Origin of the sequence: Clostridium sp. OM02-18AC (assembly GCF_003481825.1) — a bacterium.
In the GTDB taxonomy this organism is placed as follows: Bacteria; Bacillota; Clostridia; order Lachnospirales; family Lachnospiraceae; genus Brotaphodocola.
Genome location: NZ_QULW01000004.1, coordinates 1 through 21,316 on the forward strand (window position 1 = coordinate 1; position 21,316 = coordinate 21,316).

General features: G+C 49.2%; 18 protein-coding genes and 1 pseudogene. 4 read left to right on the forward strand and 15 right to left on the reverse strand.

Features of this window, described 5'->3' with window-relative positions:
- The 5 genes and pseudogenes from DXB18_RS16495 to ssnA form a co-directional block, all read right to left on the reverse strand.
- A pseudogene (locus tag DXB18_RS16495) lies at positions 1 to 134 on the reverse strand (diaminopropionate ammonia-lyase); the annotation flags it as partial.
- A 158-nt stretch (positions 135 to 292) separates the two neighbouring features.
- Entirely contained in the window at positions 293 to 2,872 is a 2,580-nt protein-coding gene (gene xdh / locus DXB18_RS03910) for a selenium-dependent xanthine dehydrogenase (protein WP_118706098.1), read from the reverse strand.
- A gap of 62 nt (positions 2,873 to 2,934) precedes the next feature.
- On the reverse strand, positions 2,935 to 3,471 hold the full coding sequence (locus DXB18_RS03915) for a 4Fe-4S binding protein (RefSeq protein ID WP_118706100.1): 537 nt from the start codon (positions 3,469 to 3,471) through the stop codon (positions 2,935 to 2,937).
- Positions 3,472 to 3,571: 100 nt separating this feature from the next.
- Entirely contained in the window at positions 3,572 to 6,565 is a 2,994-nt protein-coding gene (gene ygfK / locus DXB18_RS03920) for a putative selenate reductase subunit YgfK (RefSeq protein WP_118706102.1), read from the reverse strand.
- Positions 6,566 to 6,692: 127 nt separating this feature from the next.
- Complete coding sequence (gene ssnA, locus DXB18_RS03925; protein ID WP_118706104.1) at positions 6,693 to 8,033, reverse strand: putative aminohydrolase SsnA; 1,341 nt, start codon at positions 8,031 to 8,033, stop codon at positions 6,693 to 6,695.
- A gap of 140 nt (positions 8,034 to 8,173) precedes the next feature.
- On the opposite strand from ssnA, the gene DXB18_RS03930 reads away from it, so the two are divergent.
- Positions 8,174 to 8,866: a helix-turn-helix transcriptional regulator gene (locus DXB18_RS03930; protein ID WP_118542092.1), complete on the forward strand. Its 693-nt coding sequence runs from the start codon at positions 8,174 to 8,176 to the stop codon at positions 8,864 to 8,866.
- Between the two features lie 38 nt (positions 8,867 to 8,904).
- Here DXB18_RS03930 and DXB18_RS03935 read toward each other — a convergent pair whose 3' ends face one another.
- Positions 8,905 to 10,236: a solute carrier family 23 protein gene (locus DXB18_RS03935; RefSeq protein WP_118542124.1), complete on the reverse strand. Its 1,332-nt coding sequence runs from the start codon at positions 10,234 to 10,236 to the stop codon at positions 8,905 to 8,907.
- A 498-nt stretch (positions 10,237 to 10,734) separates the two neighbouring features.
- On the reverse strand, positions 10,735 to 11,580 hold the full coding sequence (locus DXB18_RS03940) for a DegV family protein (protein WP_118542122.1): 846 nt from the start codon (positions 11,578 to 11,580) through the stop codon (positions 10,735 to 10,737).
- Positions 11,581 to 11,999: 419 nt separating this feature from the next.
- On the opposite strand from DXB18_RS03940, the gene DXB18_RS03950 reads away from it, so the two are divergent.
- The 3 genes from DXB18_RS03950 (at position 12,000) to pcp (ending at position 14,361) form a co-directional block, all read left to right on the forward strand.
- Complete coding sequence (locus DXB18_RS03950) at positions 12,000 to 12,683, forward strand: DUF969 domain-containing protein (protein WP_207664493.1); 684 nt, start codon at positions 12,000 to 12,002, stop codon at positions 12,681 to 12,683.
- A gap of 1 nt (position 12,684) precedes the next feature.
- Complete coding sequence (locus DXB18_RS03955) at positions 12,685 to 13,614, forward strand: DUF979 domain-containing protein (RefSeq protein ID WP_118542086.1); 930 nt, start codon at positions 12,685 to 12,687, stop codon at positions 13,612 to 13,614.
- Positions 13,615 to 13,716: 102 nt separating this feature from the next.
- A complete protein-coding gene (pcp, locus tag DXB18_RS03960) occupies positions 13,717 to 14,361 on the forward strand; it encodes a pyroglutamyl-peptidase I (protein ID WP_118542084.1) in 645 nt (214 codons plus the stop codon).
- Positions 14,362 to 14,414: 53 nt separating this feature from the next.
- Here pcp and DXB18_RS03965 read toward each other — a convergent pair whose 3' ends face one another.
- From DXB18_RS03965 to DXB18_RS03995, 8 genes are all read right to left on the reverse strand, one after another.
- Positions 14,415 to 15,485, reverse strand: coding sequence for a tartrate dehydrogenase (locus tag DXB18_RS03965; protein WP_118542082.1), 1,071 nt, complete (start codon positions 15,483 to 15,485; stop codon positions 14,415 to 14,417).
- Between the two features lie 110 nt (positions 15,486 to 15,595).
- Positions 15,596 to 16,486, reverse strand: coding sequence for a LysR family transcriptional regulator (locus tag DXB18_RS03970; protein ID WP_182430459.1), 891 nt, complete (start codon positions 16,484 to 16,486; stop codon positions 15,596 to 15,598).
- A gap of 192 nt (positions 16,487 to 16,678) precedes the next feature.
- The gene (locus tag DXB18_RS16110) at positions 16,679 to 16,840 is read right to left on the reverse strand and encodes a hypothetical protein (RefSeq protein ID WP_182430460.1); all 162 of its coding nucleotides are present in this window, start codon (positions 16,838 to 16,840) and stop codon (positions 16,679 to 16,681) included.
- A gap of 51 nt (positions 16,841 to 16,891) precedes the next feature.
- Entirely contained in the window at positions 16,892 to 17,188 is a 297-nt protein-coding gene (locus DXB18_RS03975; RefSeq protein ID WP_118706108.1) for a hypothetical protein, read from the reverse strand.
- A 116-nt stretch (positions 17,189 to 17,304) separates the two neighbouring features.
- The gene (locus DXB18_RS03980) at positions 17,305 to 18,171 is read right to left on the reverse strand and encodes an alpha/beta hydrolase (RefSeq protein ID WP_118706110.1); all 867 of its coding nucleotides are present in this window, start codon (positions 18,169 to 18,171) and stop codon (positions 17,305 to 17,307) included.
- 28 nt (positions 18,172 to 18,199) lie between these two features.
- Positions 18,200 to 19,708 (reverse strand): tripartite tricarboxylate transporter permease, encoded by a 1,509-nt coding sequence (locus DXB18_RS03985; protein WP_118706112.1) that lies wholly within the window; start codon positions 19,706 to 19,708, stop codon positions 18,200 to 18,202.
- Positions 19,709 to 19,723: 15 nt separating this feature from the next.
- Positions 19,724 to 20,182 (reverse strand): tripartite tricarboxylate transporter TctB family protein, encoded by a 459-nt coding sequence (locus DXB18_RS03990; protein ID WP_118706114.1) that lies wholly within the window; start codon positions 20,180 to 20,182, stop codon positions 19,724 to 19,726.
- 36 nt (positions 20,183 to 20,218) lie between these two features.
- Complete coding sequence (locus DXB18_RS03995) at positions 20,219 to 21,316, reverse strand: tripartite tricarboxylate transporter substrate-binding protein (protein WP_118706116.1); 1,098 nt, start codon at positions 21,314 to 21,316, stop codon at positions 20,219 to 20,221.

Genomic DNA, 21,316 nt, shown 5'->3' on the forward strand with positions numbered 1-21,316 from the left:
AGCGGGGTGATGGAATACTGTGGGAAGCTCTTGTGGAACTCACGCGCCTGTTTGATATTTTCAATGCTCATAACAGGCAGGCACTTGTCTTCGCTTTTCGGCATCTTGTTCAATGCCCAAAGAATTTTCTCCATGTTTACTCTCCTAACAAACTTTTTGTATTTGTTCAAACTTTTTGTTTGTTTCTATAGCTATCATAACACATTCTGGCTCTATGTCAAGTATGTACAAAACTTTTTTTCATTTTTTTCTCATTTTGTTCATCTATCATAAAACCAGAATGCGTGAAAACCTATTTCTTCCTATAATATGTATCTTCTAACGGAAGGGACTTGCGGAACTTATGGTCCAGTGCATAATATGCGCCCTGGATTGCCGGTGCCGTCGGGATGGTTGCGATCTCGCCGATTCCCTTTGCTCCGTATGCCACACCGAGGAGTTCATCCTTCTCCACGTAAATGGCATGGATATCCGGGATCTGGGTGGAACGCAGAAGTCCCAGCGTGCCATATTTCACCTGCGGCACGCAGTCCTTTAACGGCCAGTCCTCTGTAAGCGCATAACCCATACCCATGAGCACGCCTCCCTCGATCTGTCCCTGAATGGAAATCGGGTTTACGACCTTTCCGGAATCGTGTGCGGCATAAACCTCTTTGACTTTTCCTTCGTCATCCAGGATCACGACATGGGTTGCGTAGCCATATGCAATGTGGCTCTTCGGGAACGGAACATCTGCGCCCAGCTTATCGGTCGGCTCAAAGTATTCATAGAAGAAATCGCGGCCTTCCAGCTTGCTTAAGTCTCCGCCAACCTCATCCATTGCCTCTTTTAACAGGGCAGAGGCACCGCGGACCGCTTCACCGGAAAGCAGCGTCTGGCGGGAACCAGATGTCGTTCCGGAATCCGGCGCATTCTCCGTGTTCGCTACCGCATTGCGGATCTTAGAAAGCGGAAGCCCGGTTGTCTGTGCTACAGCCTGGCAGAATACCGTCAGACATCCCTGCCCGATATCCGAAGCCGCGCAGTAGATCACGCAGACTCCATCCTCGATCACCAGTCTCGCACGGCCCTTATCCGGAAGTCCGACACCAACGCCGGCATTCTTCATGGCACAGGCGATTCCGGCATGATCCATATTCTTCTCGTAGACATCCTTCACCGCCTCCAGAGTCTCTTTCAATGCGGTGGAACAGTCTGCAATCTGTCCGTTCGGAAGAACCTTTCCAGGTTCGATGGCATTGCGGTAACGGATTTCCCACGGGGTAATGCCGACCTTCTCTGCCAGCACATTGATCAGGGATTCCAGTGCAAACTCACTCTGGCATACGCCAAAACCACGGAACGCGCCGGCCGGCGGGTTATTGGTATAGTAACCATAGCCGCGGATGTCTGTGTTCTGGTAACAGTACGGACCCACGGAATGGGTGCAGGCACGCTCCAGAACCGGTCCGCAAAGAGATGCATAAGCGCCGGTATCGAAATTGATCTCACAGTCCATTCCGGTGAAAATACCGTTTTCGTCACAGCCCAGCGTAAAGGTTCCTTCCATGGCATGACGCTTCGGATGGAAGAATAAAGATTCCTGGCGGCTGAACTTTGCCTTTACCGGAACCTGATATTTCCAGGCAGCCAGTGCTGCGATATGCTGGACGGAAACATCTTCTTTTCCACCAAAACCGCCGCCGATCAGCTGGTTTTCCACCACAATACGCTCCGGCTCCCAGCCAAACATAATGGCGGTCTCTTTTCTCGTATCAAACGCACCCTGATCGGTGCTTAAGATCTTGATGCCGTCCTTATAAGGAAATGCGATCGCACATTCCGGCTCCAGGAACGCGTGCTCCGTAAACGGAGTACGGAAGGAATCGGTTACCGTGTATTTGGACTCGGCAAGTGCTTTTGCCGCATCTCCGCGCACCACGTGACGGGTCTGGCAGAGGTTTCCCTTCGAATGCACCTTCGGTGCATCTTCCCGTTTTGCATCTGCAATGCCCCTTACCGGCTCCAGTTCTTCATAATCGATCTTTACCAGTTTCTTCGCCTTATTTAAAATGTCTTCACTCTCAGCCACTACAAGGCAGATTGCATCGCCCACGCAGCGGGTAATATCTCCTTCTGCGATCATGACATCCCAGTCCTGCTGAATGTGTCCGACCTTATTGTTCGGAACATCGGCAGCAGTCAGTACGCCAAGTACACCCGGAAGCGCTTCTGCTTTGGATGCGTCGATCTTTAAGACGCGGGCCCGCGGATATTTGCTGCGGACTGCAGAGACATACGCCATATTGTCCATGACGATATCATCCGGATATTTGCCGTAGCCTAAAACTTTCTTCCGGACATCCACGCGGAATGCGCGCTGGCCGACACCGTAAACATCGCCCTTTTCCAGATCTTCATCGATAGCGGCATCTCCCCGGAGAATGGCTGCAACCAGCTGGATTCCTTCGATGATCTTTTTGTAGCCGGTACAGCGGCAGATATTTCCCCGCAGGGCATATTTAATATCCTCTTCCGTCGGATTTAAATTTTTCTGCAGCAGCGCCGTACCTGCCATGACCATTCCCGGAATACAGAATCCGCACTGCACGGCTCCCACCGAACCAAATGCGTATACAAATGCATCCTGCCATTCCTCGCTCAAGCCTTCTACGGTCAGAATGTTTTTCCCAACTGCTTTCCGGGTAGTCAGTACGCAGGACTTGACTGCTTTTCCGTCAATGACGATGGTGCAGGTACCGCAGGCACCCTCACTGCAGCCGTCCTTTACAGAAAACAGATGCAGATCGTCCCGCAGAAACCGAAGCAGCGGTTTATCTTCCTCCGTGCGCTGCACGCTGCCGTTTACTGTAAACTCAAATACTTCTCCCATTGATTTTCCTTCTCCTGTTCTAATTCGTTGCTGCTTAGGCGTTGCGCAAACAGCAGCTCTCATTACTTTGCCGCAAAGATACCGTCTGCATCATGGATCACTCCGCGCGGACATTTCGTCGCGCACATGCCGCATGCAATGCATGTTTCCCGGTCGATCACTGCATGGAAACCGATCACATGGATCGCATCGGACGGACAGTATTTTTCACAGATCTTACAGCCGATACAGCTGGATGTACATGCCTTTCCGGCTTCTGCCGCTTTCTGTTCATTGGAACATTTCGGTTGAATGGTTCCTTCCGGTGCCTCCAGACGGATCAGATGCTTCGGACAGGCCTTGACGCAAAGTCCGCATCCGACACAAAGTTCCCGGTCAACCTCGGCAACTCCTTTTTCATTGATGGAAAGTGCATGCAGCCTGCAGGCTGCCACACAACTTCCGCCTCCTAAACATCCATAGCTGCAGCTTAGGATCCCATCGGGATACTGTTCCATGATCTGGCTGCAGTCCTTCGGCAGTGATGCACGGTCAATGCCTTCGTTCAGTCTTGCCCCGCCTGCACAGTGAACCACTGCAATATGTTTCTTTCTTTTCATGTAAACCCCTAACTCCTTCTTGCGCTGCCATGCACGTAAGGGGTGCACGGCAGCGGATAAATTCCCGAAAAACAGCTTCCAGGTCCTATGTGATTTCAAATTAGCGGATCAGGTATGCGTAATCCTTTAATACGGTGCGGATCACTGCCACTGCATCTGCCGGCAGATCGGTCTCTCCGGCAACGTCAACAGTCTCAACCTTGCCATCCAGACGAACCTTCACCTGGGTTCCTCCCAGTGACAGGAAGCCCTCATTGGTGCTGTCGAGGAAGTCCTCCTCGCTCCAGTATAAGGTGAATTTGTCTTTGTAAGGTCTGCCGCCCTTGTACGGACAGAATACTTCACAGTTGCCGCACTCGTTACACATGCCATCTACGTGGATGATCTGTGCTTTGCACTTGCCCGGTACGTGGATTGCTACGTTTGCGCGGTTCGGGCAGACATCGGTACATACCTCACATACGGTCGGGCAGCCTAAGCAGCGGTCATCCGGAGTCTTCCCGGTATCTCTGCTCTGAACACCCTTCTTTGCGGTGTAAAGTTTCTCGTCTGCTGCAACATTCTCTTCTGCATACTTGTCATAGCTGATGCCTGCGATGGCTGCTGCAGCCTTAGCGGAATCTGCGATGGCCTCAACAACGGTAGCCGGTCCTCTTCTTGAATCGCCGACTGCGTATACGCCAGCCTCGGTAGTCATCATGTTTGCGTCTACAACCGGACGGCCCTTTGCGTCCACCTCGATGCCAAGTTCTGCATACAGGCTGGTGTCGATGGTCTCACCGATTGCTGCGATGATGGTGTCTGCCGGATACTCTTCGGTTCTGCCTGTGTCGACCGGAGATCTTCTGCCGGAAGCGTCCGGAGCGCCAAGCTCCATAACGGAACATTTCAGTTTGCCGTTCTCTGCGCCAACCGGAGCAAGAAGCTCTAAGAACTCTACGCCATCCTCGATCGCTAACTGCAACTCTTCCTCATCTGCCGGCATGTAACGTTTGGTTCTGCGGTAGATCAGGCGGACATGTTCTACACCCGGAATGCGTTTTGCTGCTCTTGCAACGTCCATCGCGGTGTTGCCGCCGCCAAGAACCACTACATCCTTGCCGATATTCATGGATGCGCCATTCTTCTTCGCCTCCATTAAGAACTCCAGAGCGTCAGTTACTTCGCCGTATGCAAGCGGAGATCTGCCCGGCTTCCATGCGCCGATGGAAACGATGACATCGGTGTAGCCCTCTGCCTTTAATGCCTTTACAGAGGTAACCTCTGCGCCAAGCTTAAACTCTGCACCGTAAGCCTTGCACAGTTCTACATCCTTGTCGATGGAATCCGCGGAGATACGGAACTCCGGAATGACGTTGCGTACAACGCCGCCCAGTTTTTCTTTGCGCTCGAATACGGTAACTGCTACACCTGCACGGGACAGGAAGGTAGCTGCTGCCAGACCTGCCGGGCCGCCGCCGATGATGGCAACCTTCTTGCCAGCTACGGAACCCTCAGCCTTCAGAGCCGGAAGGATCTCGTTGTATGCCTGGCTTGCTGCTGCCAGCTTGGTCTCACGGATATGTAAGGTCTCCTCATAGTAGTTGCGCATGCACTTGTCGCCGCAGTGATGCGGGCAGATGGTACCGGTGATGAACGGAAGCGGGTTGCGCTCTAAGATGATCTCAAGAGCTTTCTTTGCATCGTCATCTACCATAGCCTGTAAGTAAGCCGGAATATCCTGCTCGATCGGGCAGCCATTGCGGCACGGTGCGTTGAAGCAGTCAAACAGCGGAAGCTTCTTATCTACATGACGCTCCAGAAGCGGTTTCACCGGTTTTTTGTACATTGCCTTTGCTTCTACGCCGTCATCGATGGCTGCCAGTGCTGCTACGTTTACACCGGAGAAGCGCTCGCTGCCGCATTCCATAAGCTCGTCTGCGATCTGGCTCATTCTCTGGTATCCACCCGGCTTTAAGATGTTGGTAGCCATGGTGATCGGCCAGATGCCTGCGTCAAACAGCTCTTTGATGTTCTCGATGGTTGCGCCGCCGGAGTAGGAGATACGCAGCTTGCCCTGGAACTCATCGGTCAGAAGGCGTGCTACATGGATACTTAACGGGAACAATGCGCGTCCAGCCATGTACATCTCGTTGCTCGGAAGCTCGTTTCTGGTTACGTCTACCGGGAAGGTGTTGGTGATCTTCACGCCGAACTCCAGCCCCTTCTCCTGGCAGAGGTCATACAGTCTGTGCAGCATCGGAACTGCGTCAGCCCACTGCAGATCCTCTAAGAAGTGATGATCGTCGAAAGCGATGTAGTCGAATCCAAGGCCATCCAGACGTTTTCTTGCGTACTCATAACCAAGAAGAGTCGGGTTGCACTTGATGAAGGTGTTTAAGTGCTTCTCTGTGATCAGGTAGGTTGCGATACGCTCAATCTCTGCTGGCGGGCAGCCGTGCAGGGTGGACTCGGTGATGGAGTTGGAAACGTTGGAGCTGATGTTTCTGATGTACTCCTCATCTACGTTCTTGAACTCGTTCACGTGCTCTAATGCCCAGTTGATGCACTCTTTGAAGACTTCGGTATCCTTTGCCTCAATCATATCGTTGATGTACTTGTCAACCTTCGGAGACTTGATGCCCTCCAGATCATAACCAACGGACATGTTGAATACGAAGCCATCCGGATCGCCAAGTCCATACTCTTTTGCGATCAGCTTACATGCAACCCATGCTTTTACATACTCCGCGTATGCCTGCGGAACGTACAGCTCGGTAGACCACTCACAGTTGTAGCACTCATCCCCTGCAATGATACACGGGCGGTTGATGCATGCTGCCAGTTCTGCGCCATCCATGACCTGAACGGTCTTTAACTCGAAGAAACGGGAGCCAGCCGCATAAGCTGCTACAATGTTCTGTGCCAGCTGGCTGTTCGGGCCTGCTGCCGGACCAAACGGAGATTCGATCTTTTCTTCAAAGATCGGCAGTGCCTGTCCGTTCTCATGTTTTACAAGTTTCTCGATGCCGAAGATGCTCTTTTTCTGCTCATACTCGGACATAATCCAGTGCATCAGGTGATCGATCGTCATTGGTCTCATAATTTCGCTCATGTTATCCTCCTGTCGGAAGCCATTTGTTTAACCCTTGCTTCCTTATATATGTTTTTGCATGATTTATTTTGTATGGTCAGCGCAGCCATCTGCGCTGACCGGATCAAACGTTGCTTCTGTTTTCAGATTAATATACTCTGTGATTTAATTTGCCCCAGAGTTTCTTACTCTGCTCCATGGTCCATGCGTTGATCTTGTCCTCATCCAGGTTTACAAACTCTCTGTCTTTGTAGAGAACCTTACCGTTGATGATAGTGGTACGGCAGTTCTTACCCTCCATGCCAAAGATCATGTGACCGTCGATATTCTCGTCAGAGAACGGGGTAAATGGCTTATAGTCCATGATGATGACATCGGCTGCTGCACCCTCTTTTAAGATGCCAAGTGTCTTGCCAAAGTATTTCTCAGCGATAATGCGGTTATTCTCAAACTGCATCTTCACATCCTCACACCATGCTACGTTCGGCAGCATGGCGTTATGTCGCTGGATGGTTAAGAATGCCTTCATGCTCTCCAACATGTCATGGGTGTAAGCATCGGTACCCATACCAACGGTGATGCCCTTTGCCATCATCTGCAGAACCGGGGAGCAGCCTACTGCATTGCCCTGGTTGGACTGTGGGTTATTGACTACCATAGTACCGGTCTCCTTGATGATATCCATCTCAGCCGGGCTGATGTGGATGCAGTGGCCAAGTAAGGTCTTCTCGCCCAGGATGCCGTTGTATAAGAGACGGTTGATCGGACGGCAGCCATAGTTTCTTAAGCTGTCATAAACATCGTTCATGCCCTCAGCGACATGTACATGGAAACCGGTCATGCCGTTGTTGGCCTCTACCATCTTCTCGAAGGTCTTATCCGAGATGGTAAACAGGGCGTGTCCGCCGAACATCGCCTTGATCATGCTGTCGTCAGCATCTTTCGCCCACTTCGCAAAATCCGCATTCTCTTTGATGCTCTGTGCGGTCTTCTCCTCGCCGTCACGCTCGGAAACCTCGTAGCAGAGGCAGGAACGGATGCCTGCTTCTTTTACAACATCGCGGATTGCAAACAGGGAACCCGGGATCTCACCAAAGCTTGCATGATGATCAAAGATCGTGGTCACACCATCACGGATGCAGTCCAGAACCGTCGCCCAGGCGCAGGCTCTGGTTCCGTCTAAGTCAAGCTGACGGTCAATCGCCCACCAGGTACCTTCCAGCACTTCCAGGAAGTTGGTCGGGTTGTTTCCAACGATGGAAAGGCCGCGTGCCAGACCAGAATAAATGTGGGTGTGCGCATTGATCAGACCCGGCATGATCACACCTCCGTGGGCATCCACAAACTCTGCTTCCGGATACTTCTGTTTCATATCCTCAAAGCTTCCTACCTCTTTGATATTCTCCCCATCGGTTACGACCGCACCATTCTCCAGGTACGGATTTGCATGGTTTCTTGTGATAACTCTTCCATTTCCTATAAGTAACATTAATATACCTCCTGCTATAAATTAGTTAATTTAATCATTTCTTCTTGCATTCTGTTTTTCGGCTTGTTATAATAATTAACGCCAAACAAATTGTATGATTGACTTATTTCCTGTCATTCACTATCAGAAAGGAGCGAACCATGGATAAAAACACCATTGATTTTTACACCCGCCTGGCCCACGGCCTCGCTGCCCAGTTCGGTTCCAACTGCGAGATCGTCGTACACGATCTGGAAAGCAATGATGTGGAGCACTCCATTGTTGCCATTGAAAACGGCTACATCAGCGGCCGGAAACTCGGCGATGGTCCTTCTCACATTGTTCTGGAATCCTTGCAGAACGGAGAAAAACACACCGAAGACAAACTTGCCTACTTAACCAAGACCAAGGATGGAAAAATTTTAAAATCCAGTACCATTTACATTCGCAATCCCAAAGGAAAGATCACCGGGATCCTGAGTATCAACTACGATATCACCATTCTGCTGGCAGCACAGACCCATATGCAGAACCTGACTGCTACCGCTTCCAATGATTCGGAAGACTCCGGTCCGGAGACCGTTTCCATGAATGTTACTGACCTTCTGGACGAACTGATCGACCAGGCATTTAAACACATCGGCAAACCTGCCGCTGTTATGACCAAGGACGATAAAGTTCAGTTTATCCGTCTTTTGAACGACGCCGGTGCATTCCTCATCACAAAATCCGGCCAGCGTGTGTGCCAGATCTTATGCATCTCCAAGTTCACACTCTATAGTTACTTAAACGAGATCAAAGCCGAAGAAGAAGCTTCTGATTCCTCTAAAACAAAAGCCGAACAGGATTCTTAACTGTTCGGCTTTCTTTGTGTCTCTTATCATCCCAGATCTTATTCTTCCGGCGGAAGCGTCAGATTTAAGATGATCGCCATGATCGTTGCCACTACCACGGACGAACTTCCAAATACGGTGTTGATCCACGCCGGGATTCCAGGGCCCTGCAGGCATCCGGATACCTGGGTGATACCAACGCCAAGTGCTACTGACATACCAACTACGGTAGTCTTTCTTGCAGTCATGCCATCTTTGGTGAACAGACGCACACCGGTCATTGCGATCTGCGCAAATACGGAAAGCGTAGCGCCGCCGATTACACACTGCGGAATGGTGGTCAGTGCTGCAGAGAGGCCAGGAATCAGACCTGCTACCAGAAGCACTGCTGCAGATACCGCGAAGATCACGCGGTTTACTACTTTGTTCATGGTTACGATGCCCACGTTCTGGCTGTAGGAAGCTGTCGGCAGTGCTCCGAAGAACGCGCCTACGATACTTGCAACACCCTGAACCAGGATACCGCCCTGAAGCTCATTGTCTGTCGGGACACGATCCATACCGCCTACGGTCGTGGAGGTAAGATCACCGATCGTCTGCACTGCATTGACTGCGTACACGATAGCCAGGGAAGCACAGGCTGCCGGAGCAAATTCAATTTTGAAGTGCATCAGCTGCGGGAATGCCACAACAGAGGTGGTATTCAGCACATTGGTGAAATCCACCATGCCCAGAAACAAAGATACTACATAACCAACGATGATACCGAAGAAAAGGGAACCCAGCTTCAAAACGCCCTTTGTAAAGTTGTTCAGGAATAAAACAACTGCAAATGTTAAAAGCGCAATGAACCAGTTCTTTAAACCACCGAATTCCGGATGTCCGGAACCGCCTGCCATATAACGGATTGCCGTCGGATACAGGGAAAGACCGATGGTAAAGATAACCGTACCGGTAACGATGTCCGGGAACAGTTTCCGGATCTGCTTTACAAAGACCGCGAAAACGATTGCGACAACACCGCCAACAATCTGCGCGCCCATAATCGCGCCAATGCCAAACTCACCGCCGATAGCAGTCAGAGTCGGTACGTAAGCAAAACTGGTACCCATGATAACCGGAAGTGCCGCACCAATTTTATGGAACAGCGGAAACAGCTGCAAAAATGTCGCCAGCGCGGTGAAAATAAGCGCTGCCTGGATCATCATGGTCTTCTCCTCATCGGTCAGACCGCATACCCCTGCGATGATCATGGACGGTGTGATAACACCGACGATTGCTGCCAGAACGTGTTGTAAACTTAACGGAATCAGCTTGGATGTTTCCGGTGCTTTTCCATAAAAGTCAAACAATACGTTCCCGTTTCCGGTTTCTTTTGTCTTCTCCTTCATGCTTTTTTTGAGGTACAAACGAACGGGACTGTTCATTCTGTCCGTAGCAACAAAAGAAACAGATATTTAGCTTGAGCAACGAGTCCGGCCCCCAACCAGACTTCAGTCCGTCTGCGCCTCCCCTCCTTACTTTTTTTTATTTTTGCTAAATATATTTTTGTTAGTTTCATCATAACATATTATGGGGGAAATGCAAGTGTTTTAGATAATTTTTTCTCAAATCTTTGATTTTTTTTGTGCTCATTGTATACTTTCTGTTAGATTTTCTTTTCTGTCCTGACACAAAACCTTACTTTTTGTGTGATTTGATCCTATTTTCTGTTTTGTGCAGTGATAAGCATCCATAGAGCCCAAAAACGATGATACAAAAACGAGGTCTTCCCCCGATCTGTTCTGAAATAAAAAACAGGACAAAGAAGACGTTCTTCATGGTCAACTTCTTTGCCCTGTTTTCTGCCTTTATTTCAGCGTACCAATCGATATTATGTTGTTATATTTTTAACCAACCGCCAGGATGATTCCTCCATCCCCGGCATATACCGTTGCAACTCCGGCGGTATCCGTGATCACGATATCCCGGTAGTTCCCGCGTTTTTCCAGCTCTGCCTTTACCTGGAGTGCACGCTCCGGGCAGTTCACGTGGGCAATCACCGCACGCTTTTCTTCTGGATTTCCGGCACGTTTTGTGGCAAGTTCACACATACGGGCCAGACCTTTTGTGATGCCTCTTGCCTGATCCAGTTTGATGATCACACCATGATCAGCGCCCATGACCGGCTTAATGTTTAATGCCGTTGCAAAAAATGCCTGCAGCCCCGTGAGGCGGCCATTCTTGCGCAGCGGCTCCAGTGTATCGATAACAAAATACGTCTGCTGCTCGTCGCGCATGGTCAGGATCCGTTTTGAGATTTCCCCAAACCCAAGTCCTTCCTCATACATATCGCGGATTGTAAGCGCTTCGTTGAGTTCTCCTGCAGAAGCCGATTCGGAATCGATGACAAGGATGTTCTTGCTGCCTGCGCCATGCTCTTCCTCATAAAGCTGCTTTCCCAGTACGGCGCTGTTATAAGTCCCGCTTAAATGACTGGATAAGGTAATGATATAAATATCGTCCGCATCGCACTCACAGGCTTTCTTGAATGCTTCTGGGGACGGACATGCCGTTTTCGGGCAGTTCGGACTCTCCTTTACCATTTTAATAAATGCTTTCTGGTCAAATGTCTCGTCATCGATCACCATATGATCATCCACCTGAAGTGTCAGGGGAATCATCTCAAATCTGGGATCTTTTTTTAATTCCTCTGTTAAATCCAGGCAGCTGTCGCCAAAAATCTTATAGCTCATATTCTCCTCCAAACCGTCCCGCTGCCTCTTTCCCTGCTGCCGGACACAGATACCTGTCCGGTCATCTTTTTCTTTGCAGATACAGCGCGCCTCCATCTCACATAGTTTTTATTACTACTTATTATAGCATAGTTTACTGATAATGCAAGCAAGGAATGAAGGATCCATCATCGATCCGTGAAAACACGTGAACACATAAACATTCCGGCAGACAAGGTCCTGTCTGAAAATACGTTTGGAAAAAAAATAGCATTGTGACTTTTCCTTCCTTATGATAAAATTTCAGATGCTGCTTCACACGGCATTTCGTTACGTTTCCCATACCGTGACCAGCAACAGGCTTCTCCATCCGGAACATTCCTGTCCGTGAGCAGTTTCGTACTTACAATATCATAAGGAGGATTCTTTCCATGGAAGTGATCAAACTGATCGGTGTCCTGATCGTTATCATTGGCTTTATCTTAAAGCTGGATACACTCGCTGTTGTTGTCGTAGCCGGACTTGCTACCGGACTCGTAGCCGGCATGAGCCCAATGCAGATCCTGGACACACTCGGTACCGCGTTTATTACAAACCGGACCGCCACACTTTTCATTCTCACACTGCCTGTGATCGGCATCTGTGAGCGATGCGGCTTAAAAGATAAAGCCGTAGACTTTATTACCTCATTAAAGAATGCAACGACCGGACGTCTGATTGCCATCTGGCAGCTCATCCGTACCATCGCATCTGCATTTTCCCTGCGTATCGGCGGACATCCGCAGTTTATCCGTCCTCTCATCAACCCGATGGCGCAGGCTGCAGCGGTTGTACAGTACGGGGAACTGGATGAAAAAACAGAAGACGAGATCAAGGGCATGTGTGCCGGAAGCGAAAACTACGGGAACTTTTTCGCCCAGAACTGTTTCATGGGTTCATCCGGTACGCTTTTGATCGTTTCTACCTTAAGCGAACAGGGATACCCGGTCGATGCACTCCAGATTGCCGGACAGTCTGTCCCGATCGCCGTGATTTCCGTGATCGTAGGCGTCATCTACGCACTGATCTTTGACCAGATCTTAAAACGCCGGTTCGCAAGCCGGAAGAAACAGGAGGAAAACTAACATGACCTGGACCGTAAGCACCATTGTTGCAGAAATTTTCTACTGCATCATCGGCCTTTTCTTCGTTTCGAACGGCGTCAAGGCATTAAAAGATTCCGAATGCAAAAAACGCGTGACCACCGCACTCTTCTGGTTTATCCTGGCATTCACGTTCATTGCCGGAGCATACCTTCCGCGCTGGATCACAGGCGCCTGCGTCGTACTGATGGCTGCCCTGACCGCTTTCCATCTGGTTGCACCGTCCAGAAGCGATGTTCCAGACGCAGCCGAAACCAGAAAAGCAGCCGACAAAATCGGCTACTCCGTTTTCATTCCGCCGCTTACCCTGGCTATCAGCGCCGTCCTTGTTGCAACATTCTTAAAAGTACTCGGCGCCAACAACGCCATCGGTATCTCCGGTGCCATTGCACTGATCGTGGCACTGCTGCTTTTCAAGACCAGACCTTCCTACGCAGTGACCGACGGAACCCGTCTGGTAGACAATGTCGGCGTAACCGGCATTCTGCCTCAGGTTCTCGCTGCCCTCGGCTCCCTGTTCACGGCAGCCGGTGTCGGTGACGTCATCGCACACGGTGTCAGCGCCGTGATCCCGGCCAATAACCTGTTTGCCGCAACCGCCGTATACTGCATCGCCATGGCTCTCTTCACCATGATCATGGGCAACGGCTTCGCTGCTTTCTCTGTCATCACCGTCGGCATCGGTATCCCGTTTCTGATCGCCCAGGGTGCAAACCCGGTTGTTGTCGGTACACTTGGACTGACTGCAGGCTACTGCGGAACCCTTATGACGCCGATGGCTGCAAACTTCAACATTGTCCCGGTGGCACTTCTGGAGACCAAAAGCAAATACGCTGTCATCAAATCCCAGCTTCCGGTGGCACTCACCATGCTAGTGATCCACATTTTGTTGATGTATTTCCTGGCATTTTAGTTTCCCGGCATTCCGATATCACTCATCAAATTTCTTTTTGGGAAAGACTGGCCTGACATTCTTTTCCATCAGACAAATACAAACGAAAGCGAGGTTTTTCTCATGAAACTTCTTTTAACCGCATTTGACCCATTCGGTGGAGACAAAGTCAACCCGGCACTGGAAGCTGTAAAACTGGTATCTTCCCAGGTCGACAGCGTGGAAATCGTAAAAGTAGAAGTACCTACCGTATTCCGCAAATCCATCGCAACTGTTGCTGCTGCCATTGAAAAAGAAAAGCCGGATGCCGTCCTGTGTATCGGTCAGGCAGGCGGCCGCTACGACATCACCCCGGAACGCGTAGCCATCAACTTAGATGACGCCCGCATCCAGGATAACGAAGGGAACCAGCCGATTGATCTGCCGATCTATGAAGACGGTGCTCCGGCATATTTTTCTGACCTGCCGATCAAAGCCATGGTCCAGAACATCCGCGAAGCAGGTCTTCCGGCCAGTGTCTCCAATACTGCAGGTACCTTTGTCTGCAACCATTTAATGTACGGTGTGCTCTACACCCTGGCGAAAAACTATCCAGGTGTGCGCGGCGGTTTCATGCATGTTCCATTCATTCCAGAACAGGTTGTTGGAAGACCTGCACCGGCTCCATCCATGAACCTGCACGATATCGCCCGCGGCATCGAAGCTGCGATCCAGGCAATTGGAAGCTATGAAAACGATATCCGGACTGCGGAAGGACAGACACACTAACTTTCTTCACACAGTCCGGATATAGGGGGATTCTATCAAATTATAGTAACAACTTATTTTTTCTCAGCCAGCTTGCGCACAACTTCATCGCCAACCTGGTTTGTCTTAGCGGTTCCGCCCAAATCCGGGGTGAGGACCGCTTTTTCTACGAGCATTTCCTCAATGATATCGATCAGGCGTGCTGCCCATTCCGGATGTCCGAAGAAATCCAGCATCTGGCTTGCAGACCATACGGTTGCCAGCGGGTTTGCCTTACCCTGACCTGCAATATCCGGTGCAGAACCATGGATCGGCTCAAACATGGACGGGAACTTGCGCTCCGGGTTTAAGTTCGCACCTGCAGCCAGTCCCATACCGCCGGAAATCGCAGCACCAAGGTCGGTCAGGATGTCACCAAACAGGTTGGACGTAACTACGATCTGGAAACGTTTCGGATCTTTTACCATGAACATGCTTGCCGCATCTACCAGAAGGGAATGGGTTTCCACATCCGGATATTCCTCACCAACCTCTTTAAAGATCTGATCCCAGAATACCATGGAATAATTTAATGCATTTCCTTTGCTGATACTGGTCAGGGTCTTTTTCTCTTTTCTTGCAAGCTCATATGCATAGCGGATGATACGCTCACAGCCGACACGGGAGAAGACGCCATCCTGGATCACAACTTCATTTGGTTTGCCCGGGAACAGCCAGCTTCCGCTTCCTGCATACTCGCCCTCACTGTTTTCACGGACAAACATCATATCGATATCTTCACGCTTTACATCTTTTAACGGACACGGAGCACCCTTTAAGAGTTTTACCGGTCTTAAGTTTACATACTGGTCGAATTTCTTGCGGATGATCAGCAGCAGATCCCAAAGAGAAATATGATCCGGCACGCCCGGATAGCCAACTGCGCCAAGGAAGATCGCATCGAATTTTGACAGCTGCTCAATGCCATCTTCTGCCATCATGCGTCCATTCTTTAAATAATACTCACAGCCCCACGGAAAATCCGTAAAGTCAAACTGAAACGTTCCATCCAGTTCAGCGACTTTCTCCAACACCTTTTTGCCCTCTGCAAGGACCTCCGGACCAATGCCATCTCCGGCGATGACCGCTACTTTGTGTGTTACCATAATGAATACCTCCTCATAAACCTTTCAATGAATTGTTTTCGCAACATCTACTATTATGATAACAGTTTGATTGATTTTCGCAAACGGTGTTAAATTAGGCTGACTAACTTTTACTTATGGATCTGTTTCACATACTCCCTGGTAACTTCAATAAACTTCTTTGCCGCAGAGAACTGGAATACGTCCTTTTTCCAGTACAGGGCAATTGTGTAGACCTGGTCCCCCGGAACGGAAAAGCCAACCAGCTTTTCATCCTCCGCTATGATGTCCGTCGTCAAAAAGCCTGCCGCTACACCATCCCGGATAAAACGCAGCACCGTGTATGCCTGATTGGTATTATGAATAATATGAAGCGGAATGTTCTGCTCTTCAAACAACTTTTTCAGCCGCTGCGTCTGATAAAACTGATCGGTCAGCATAACCAACGGTTCTCTGCCAATCATCTCACAGGTCACTTCTTTTTCTTTCGCCAGCGGATGATCCCGGTTTACGCAAAACATCAGCCGCGACTCCCGGATATTTAAACTTTCACAATCCGCTCCTGCCACCATTTCCCCGGTTCCGCAGCAGACCAGATCCACTTTTCCCTGCTCCAGAAGCTGAAACAGCGCATCCACTGTATCTTCCACAGAAAAAATTTCTATTTCCGGATACTGCTGGCGGAACATCCGCCGCAGTTTCGGGTATACGGCATTTCCAAACATGGTCGCAAGACCGATCCGCACAAATTCCCGTCCCTCAGAAAGCGTTTTCACCGCTGATTCCATCGCCTCATACTGGCGCTGCATTTTTTTCGCTTCCCGCAAAAACAGGACACCGGCATCCGTAATATACAGGCTGTTATTGCGACGTTCAAACAATGTCACCTTGCATTCCCGCTCCAGTTCTTTCATCGCAGAAGAAATGCCGGGCTGGGAAATATGCATTTCTTCGGCTGCTTTGGTAAAACTCTTGTATTTGCACACGGTTATAAAATATTGAATCTGCTGTAATGTCATCATGGCATTTTGGCCTCTTCTTTCGTTATTTTTGTTACTGTTTACGCACAAAGCCGGTAACTTATTTTCTTTTATTATTTCATATTTGGTTTTCTCATGCAAGTCTGGACTAGACTGATTACCCGCAATGTTCCGCGCAAAAATGGTCCGGATCACTGACATAACAGTGTTCCGAACCATTTTATAAATCAGGTACTACCAGTGCAACGGATTGCCCGGATGTTTCCTATTATAATAAGTAAAATATGCAATGATGTAAACAAGTCCAACAATACCGATACATCCGATCACAAAATATCCTGCCTTATACGTTCCAAAAGCAGTCGCAAGTGCAGCCAGTCCGGTATTGGTCGCCATCAGGCTGATATCTCCACCGATGGACTTTGTAGCAGTCGCAGATGCCTTATACTACGGTTCGACCGCCCGGATCACGACTGCCTGAAGTACCGGAATACAGCCTCCGAAAGAAAAACCATAGATGACCGCTGCAAGGATCAGCGAAGAAACCGGACGCATGATAAGCCCCGTCAGACCAGTCATGCTCATGGCTCCTGCAACAGCCACTTTTTCATAGCCAAGTCCAACGCCATAGCTGACAAACAGTGTTGCAAGAAACTGGTACGTCAGGCACCCCAGCGTGTAACATACAACCAGTACCAGAAACGGAATGCTAAAAATCGATTTGTTTTCTGTTGCTGTTTCCATAAGATCCCCTTTTTCTTAGAGAAAAAGGCTTTCAGTTAACAAACCGAAAGCCTTCTTTTCCTGTCTTATTTTGTTTTCTACATCATTTCGTTTTCTGCATCATTCCAATTTTTTCATCACAACAGGTTTCTGCTCTCACAGAATGCCATGATATGTCTTACGACTTCATCCCGGTGCTCCAAAAGAACATTGTGGGTACCATCTTCGAAAATTACCATCTCGCTGTTTTTCACTGCCTTACAGGAGCGCACCATATTGTCGATGGTGCTGATCGGATCCTGCATACCGCCAATGATAATGGTCGGAACCGTGATCTTTTTCAGTTCTTCGATGAGCGCTTCCTCCGTCGGACAGTCAGAAAACGGTTTCTTCGGATCCAGCTGTGCGGTCTCCGGGCTCATATTTACCCAGAACTCCATCATTTCCTCGATCGCTGCCTCAATTTTTTCCGGTGCAGCCAGACCGCGCTCTGCCAGTTCCCGAAGCGGTTTTGCCTGGCGGTTTACCTTTGCCGTTGCATACTCTTTCCAGTAAACCGGATCTTTGGATGCGTTAATGGTCATCATGCGGGCTTCTCCGGTCTCATGTCCATCCTTGCTGTGCGGTCCCGGAACTCCGGCAAAGAAACCTCTCATACGCTCCGGGTGGCGTCTTGCAATGTGCCAGCCAATTCCGGATCCATGGGAAATACCGCCATAGAAGAATTTGTCAATGCCAAGGGCATCTGCAAAGTCACAGGCATCCTGAGCCCATACGTCATACCAGGAACCGCCGAAGTCTTTTGTTGCTTCTGACGCGGAAAGTCCATATCCGCGAATCTGGATCTGGAATACATGAAATCCGTACTTTTCAGCCAGATCAATGGTATAGGCAACCTTGCTGTTATGATACTGCTGACAGCTCAACAGATACCGATCTCCGCTTCCAAATTCATTATAGCCGAGCGTCACACCGCTCTTTAAGGTAATACTTTTCTGCATCATGTTTTCTCGTCTCCTTTATTCTGCCGCACTACACTTTTGCACGTTTCATTTTTGCCTTGATCTTATCTCCATACAGGTTATACAACAGACTGACGACAGCCAGAATAATAAACAGGCAGGAGATCGGTCTGGTGAAGAAATCCCAGAATCCGTTGTATCCGTTTACCAGTCCCTGTCTTAACTTGGTTTCCATGGAAGCCGCCAGACAGTAAGTCAGCATGAATGGTGCATCCGGGATCTCAAAATAGCGCATTGCCATGCCAAGCAGGCAGAAGCACAGGCAGATCACCACGCCAGACAGGTTGCCCTGACTGATAAATGCGCCCAAAAATGCAACGACAATGATAGCCGGATATAAGAAATGGGACGGTACCTTTAACAGAAGCGGGAATAACGGCATACCAACTGTCTGTGCAACCAGTACCGCTACTGCTGCAAAAATACATGCGATGTAAAGCAGATATACTACATCCGGATGATCACGCATCAGGGTCGGACCGCAGGAAATTCCATGAATGGATAATGCAGTAATCATATAGATCAGCGCCGGAGATCCTGGAATACCCATGGAGATCATTGGGATTAACGCACCGCCGATAACTGCATTGTTTGTGGTCTCACAGGCAATGATTCCGGCCGGTTCTCCGGTTACTCCATCGTTAAAGGTTTCCGGATGTGAAGAACGATTTTTCTCGTTTGCATAACAGATCATGGATGCAACACCACCGCCCAGTGCAGGAAGGAATCCGGTAAAAATACCAACCAGGAAAGAACGGAGAATATTTCCCTTGTTTTCACCCAGATCTTTTTTGGGGAATTTGTACTTTGAAACTTTTCCCGCAATGGAGGCATCGATTTGTTTATCGAATGCATATGCCTCGATGATCATGCGACCTGCAATAATTCCAAGCATTGCCACGATCATGCCGACACCACCCATCAGATAGGTACTTCCGAACGTAAATCGTTTCGCTCCATCAATCGGAGAAGAGCCAACACAGGAAATGATCAGCGCCAGTGCAACCGATACAAAACCTTTCATCAGGTTGTCCTTGGAAAGTGCTACAACCATGGTAACTGCCAAAAGAAGCAGGCTGAAGTACTCCCATGGCCCCATCTTGCAGGCAACCATGGATAATGGAAGACATGCAAACATGGCAATGAGCAGTCCCGGAAGCGTTCCGATAAAGTTACAGGTTACCGCGATACTCAACGCCCGCACAGCCTGTCCCTTCTTCGCCATCGGGTAACCTTCCCAGGCAGTCGGGATGGAAGCACCGGTTCCCGGAATACCAAGAAGGATTGCGCCGATACATCCGCCGGATGTGGATCCAATATAAAGGCTCGCCAGAAGTGCCAGCGCCAGTCCGGGATCCATCTTATAAGTCAAAGGCAGAATGATAACCGATGCGGTACCGCCGGAAAGTCCGGGAATCGCACCAAGGATCATGCCCAGTACACCGCCGCCGATGATATACAGCATACCGGTCGGTGTGAAAATACTGCCAAATGCAGCTAATAATGGTGTCCAGTCCACAGCAACTCCCCCTTCCTAAATGCCTAAGATTCCCATGGGTACCCGGATCTGGAACAGATATACATAACATCCGTAAAATACCGCACCAAATATCACCCCATAGAGCAGTGCCTTCCACCAGGCAATCTTTCCTTTACAGAACAGCATGGTCATCGCAAAGATCGCGATTGGTGCCGCAAACTTCAGTCCCAGGAAATATAATCCGGCCAGATAGATCACATAACATCCAAACATCATCATAGCCCGTTTAAACTGTCCCAGTGTCATATACTTCTTATCTTCTGATTCCAGCTTATGAACCAGAAAATACACTCCGCAGATTGCAAAGATTCCCGCGGCAATCAATGGGAAGGTTCTGGGACCTATGATTGCAAATTCTTCTCTTCGGATTTTAATCTGGCTTGTCTCATAGACAATAAATGCCGCGAGAAGAAGGCATATGATTCCCAATTGCCGGTCTTTCCTTAATTTCATTCCGCCACTGCCCTCCAATTTCAAAAGTTTTTCCGATTACTTCGTTAAAACAGCACCAATCTTGTCATACTCATCATCGATAATCTTCCAGCACTCATCAATGCTTAACGGCTCCAGAGTCTGATCCTGGCTTGCCATATGCTCTTTTAAGATCTTGCCCTCTTCGCTCGGGTTGTCGCTTAATACATCCTCGATGGCTGCGTTCCACTTCTGGTTGATTGCCTGAGCCAGATTTTCATCAATATCATTTTTGCAAACCAAGAACATAACCGACGGTACCACACAGTCAGACATATCCAGATCTTTGTAAGTCGGAACATCCTTTAATTCGTCTCTGGTAGACGGCTCATTGCTTAATGCAGCAAGTGGGGTTAGATAATCTGCATATTCAATGGTATTATTCTGGTTCCAGCAAACAACATCTACAATACCGCCCATCAGGTTCGGCTTGGAATCATTTCCTTCTGAAATCGTCATCTTAACATCCAACCCGAAATGATCTACAAATAACTGGCTATAAACCTCTCCTAAGGTATCCGGTGCATAAGCAAAACGTACTTCCCCCGGATGCGCCTTGCAATACTCTACCAGGCTATCTACACTGTCAACATCCGGTAAAGTCGATTTGGAAACGCTTAAGAAGTTTGGTGCTCCGTTGGAAGGAACCATACCAAGTACCTGGAAATCGTTTTTCAGAGAATGGTCAAAACTTCCAAGCACATCACCAATGACCATCTCACTGCCGGACACGTAGAACGTATAGCCATCTCCGCCTGCCTCATAAGTCTTATCTATACAAACTGCACCACCAGAAGTTGGATCAGAAAGGAGCAGATTGGTTCCTCCATCTTTAAATACAACATCAATCAAATACTGCTGTGCCAGAGTTGTAGGTGCACCTGCATTATTTCTGGTATAGAACGTAATCTCCTTATCCGTAAATGGCCATGCCGGAAGCTCTGCTGCTGCCTCTGTACTCTCTGCTTTTTCTGCTTTTTCTCCTTTTCCGCTATCTGCAGCTGCTGCCTGCGTTTCCTTTGGTGCATCTGCCGGAGCGGCTGTCTTGCCTCCGCATGCACTCATCATCACCATTGCCATTGCAACTGCGAGTCCTGCTGTCAAACGTTTTTTCAT

Coding starts and splice junctions, on each gene's coding strand:
- xdh (WP_118706098.1), bottom strand. CDS start 2,872: ATGGGAGAAGTATTTGAGTTTACAGTAAACGGCAGCGTGCAGCGCACG.
- DXB18_RS03915 (WP_118706100.1), bottom strand. CDS start 3,471: ATGAAAAGAAAGAAACATATTGCAGTGGTTCACTGTGCAGGCGGGGCA.
- ygfK (WP_118706102.1), bottom strand. CDS start 6,565: ATGAGCGAAATTATGAGACCAATGACGATCGATCACCTGATGCACTGG.
- ssnA (WP_118706104.1), bottom strand. CDS start 8,033: ATGTTACTTATAGGAAATGGAAGAGTTATCACAAGAAACCATGCAAAT.
- DXB18_RS03930 (WP_118542092.1), top strand. CDS start 8,174: ATGGATAAAAACACCATTGATTTTTACACCCGCCTGGCCCACGGCCTC.
- DXB18_RS03935 (WP_118542124.1), bottom strand. CDS start 10,236: ATGAAGGAGAAGACAAAAGAAACCGGAAACGGGAACGTATTGTTTGAC.
- DXB18_RS03940 (WP_118542122.1), bottom strand. CDS start 11,580: ATGAGCTATAAGATTTTTGGCGACAGCTGCCTGGATTTAACAGAGGAA.
- DXB18_RS03955 (WP_118542086.1), top strand. CDS start 12,685: ATGACCTGGACCGTAAGCACCATTGTTGCAGAAATTTTCTACTGCATC.
- pcp (WP_118542084.1), top strand. CDS start 13,717: ATGAAACTTCTTTTAACCGCATTTGACCCATTCGGTGGAGACAAAGTC.
- DXB18_RS03965 (WP_118542082.1), bottom strand. CDS start 15,485: ATGGTAACACACAAAGTAGCGGTCATCGCCGGAGATGGCATTGGTCCG.
- DXB18_RS03970 (WP_182430459.1), bottom strand. CDS start 16,486: ATGATGACATTACAGCAGATTCAATATTTTATAACCGTGTGCAAATAC.
- DXB18_RS16110 (WP_182430460.1), bottom strand. CDS start 16,840: ATGGCGACCAATACCGGACTGGCTGCACTTGCGACTGCTTTTGGAACG.
- DXB18_RS03975 (WP_118706108.1), bottom strand. CDS start 17,188: ATGGAAACAGCAACAGAAAACAAATCGATTTTTAGCATTCCGTTTCTG.
- DXB18_RS03980 (WP_118706110.1), bottom strand. CDS start 18,171: ATGATGCAGAAAAGTATTACCTTAAAGAGCGGTGTGACGCTCGGCTAT.
- DXB18_RS03990 (WP_118706114.1), bottom strand. CDS start 20,182: ATGAAATTAAGGAAAGACCGGCAATTGGGAATCATATGCCTTCTTCTC.
- DXB18_RS03995 (WP_118706116.1), bottom strand. CDS start 21,316: ATGAAAAAACGTTTGACAGCAGGACTCGCAGTTGCAATGGCAATGGTG.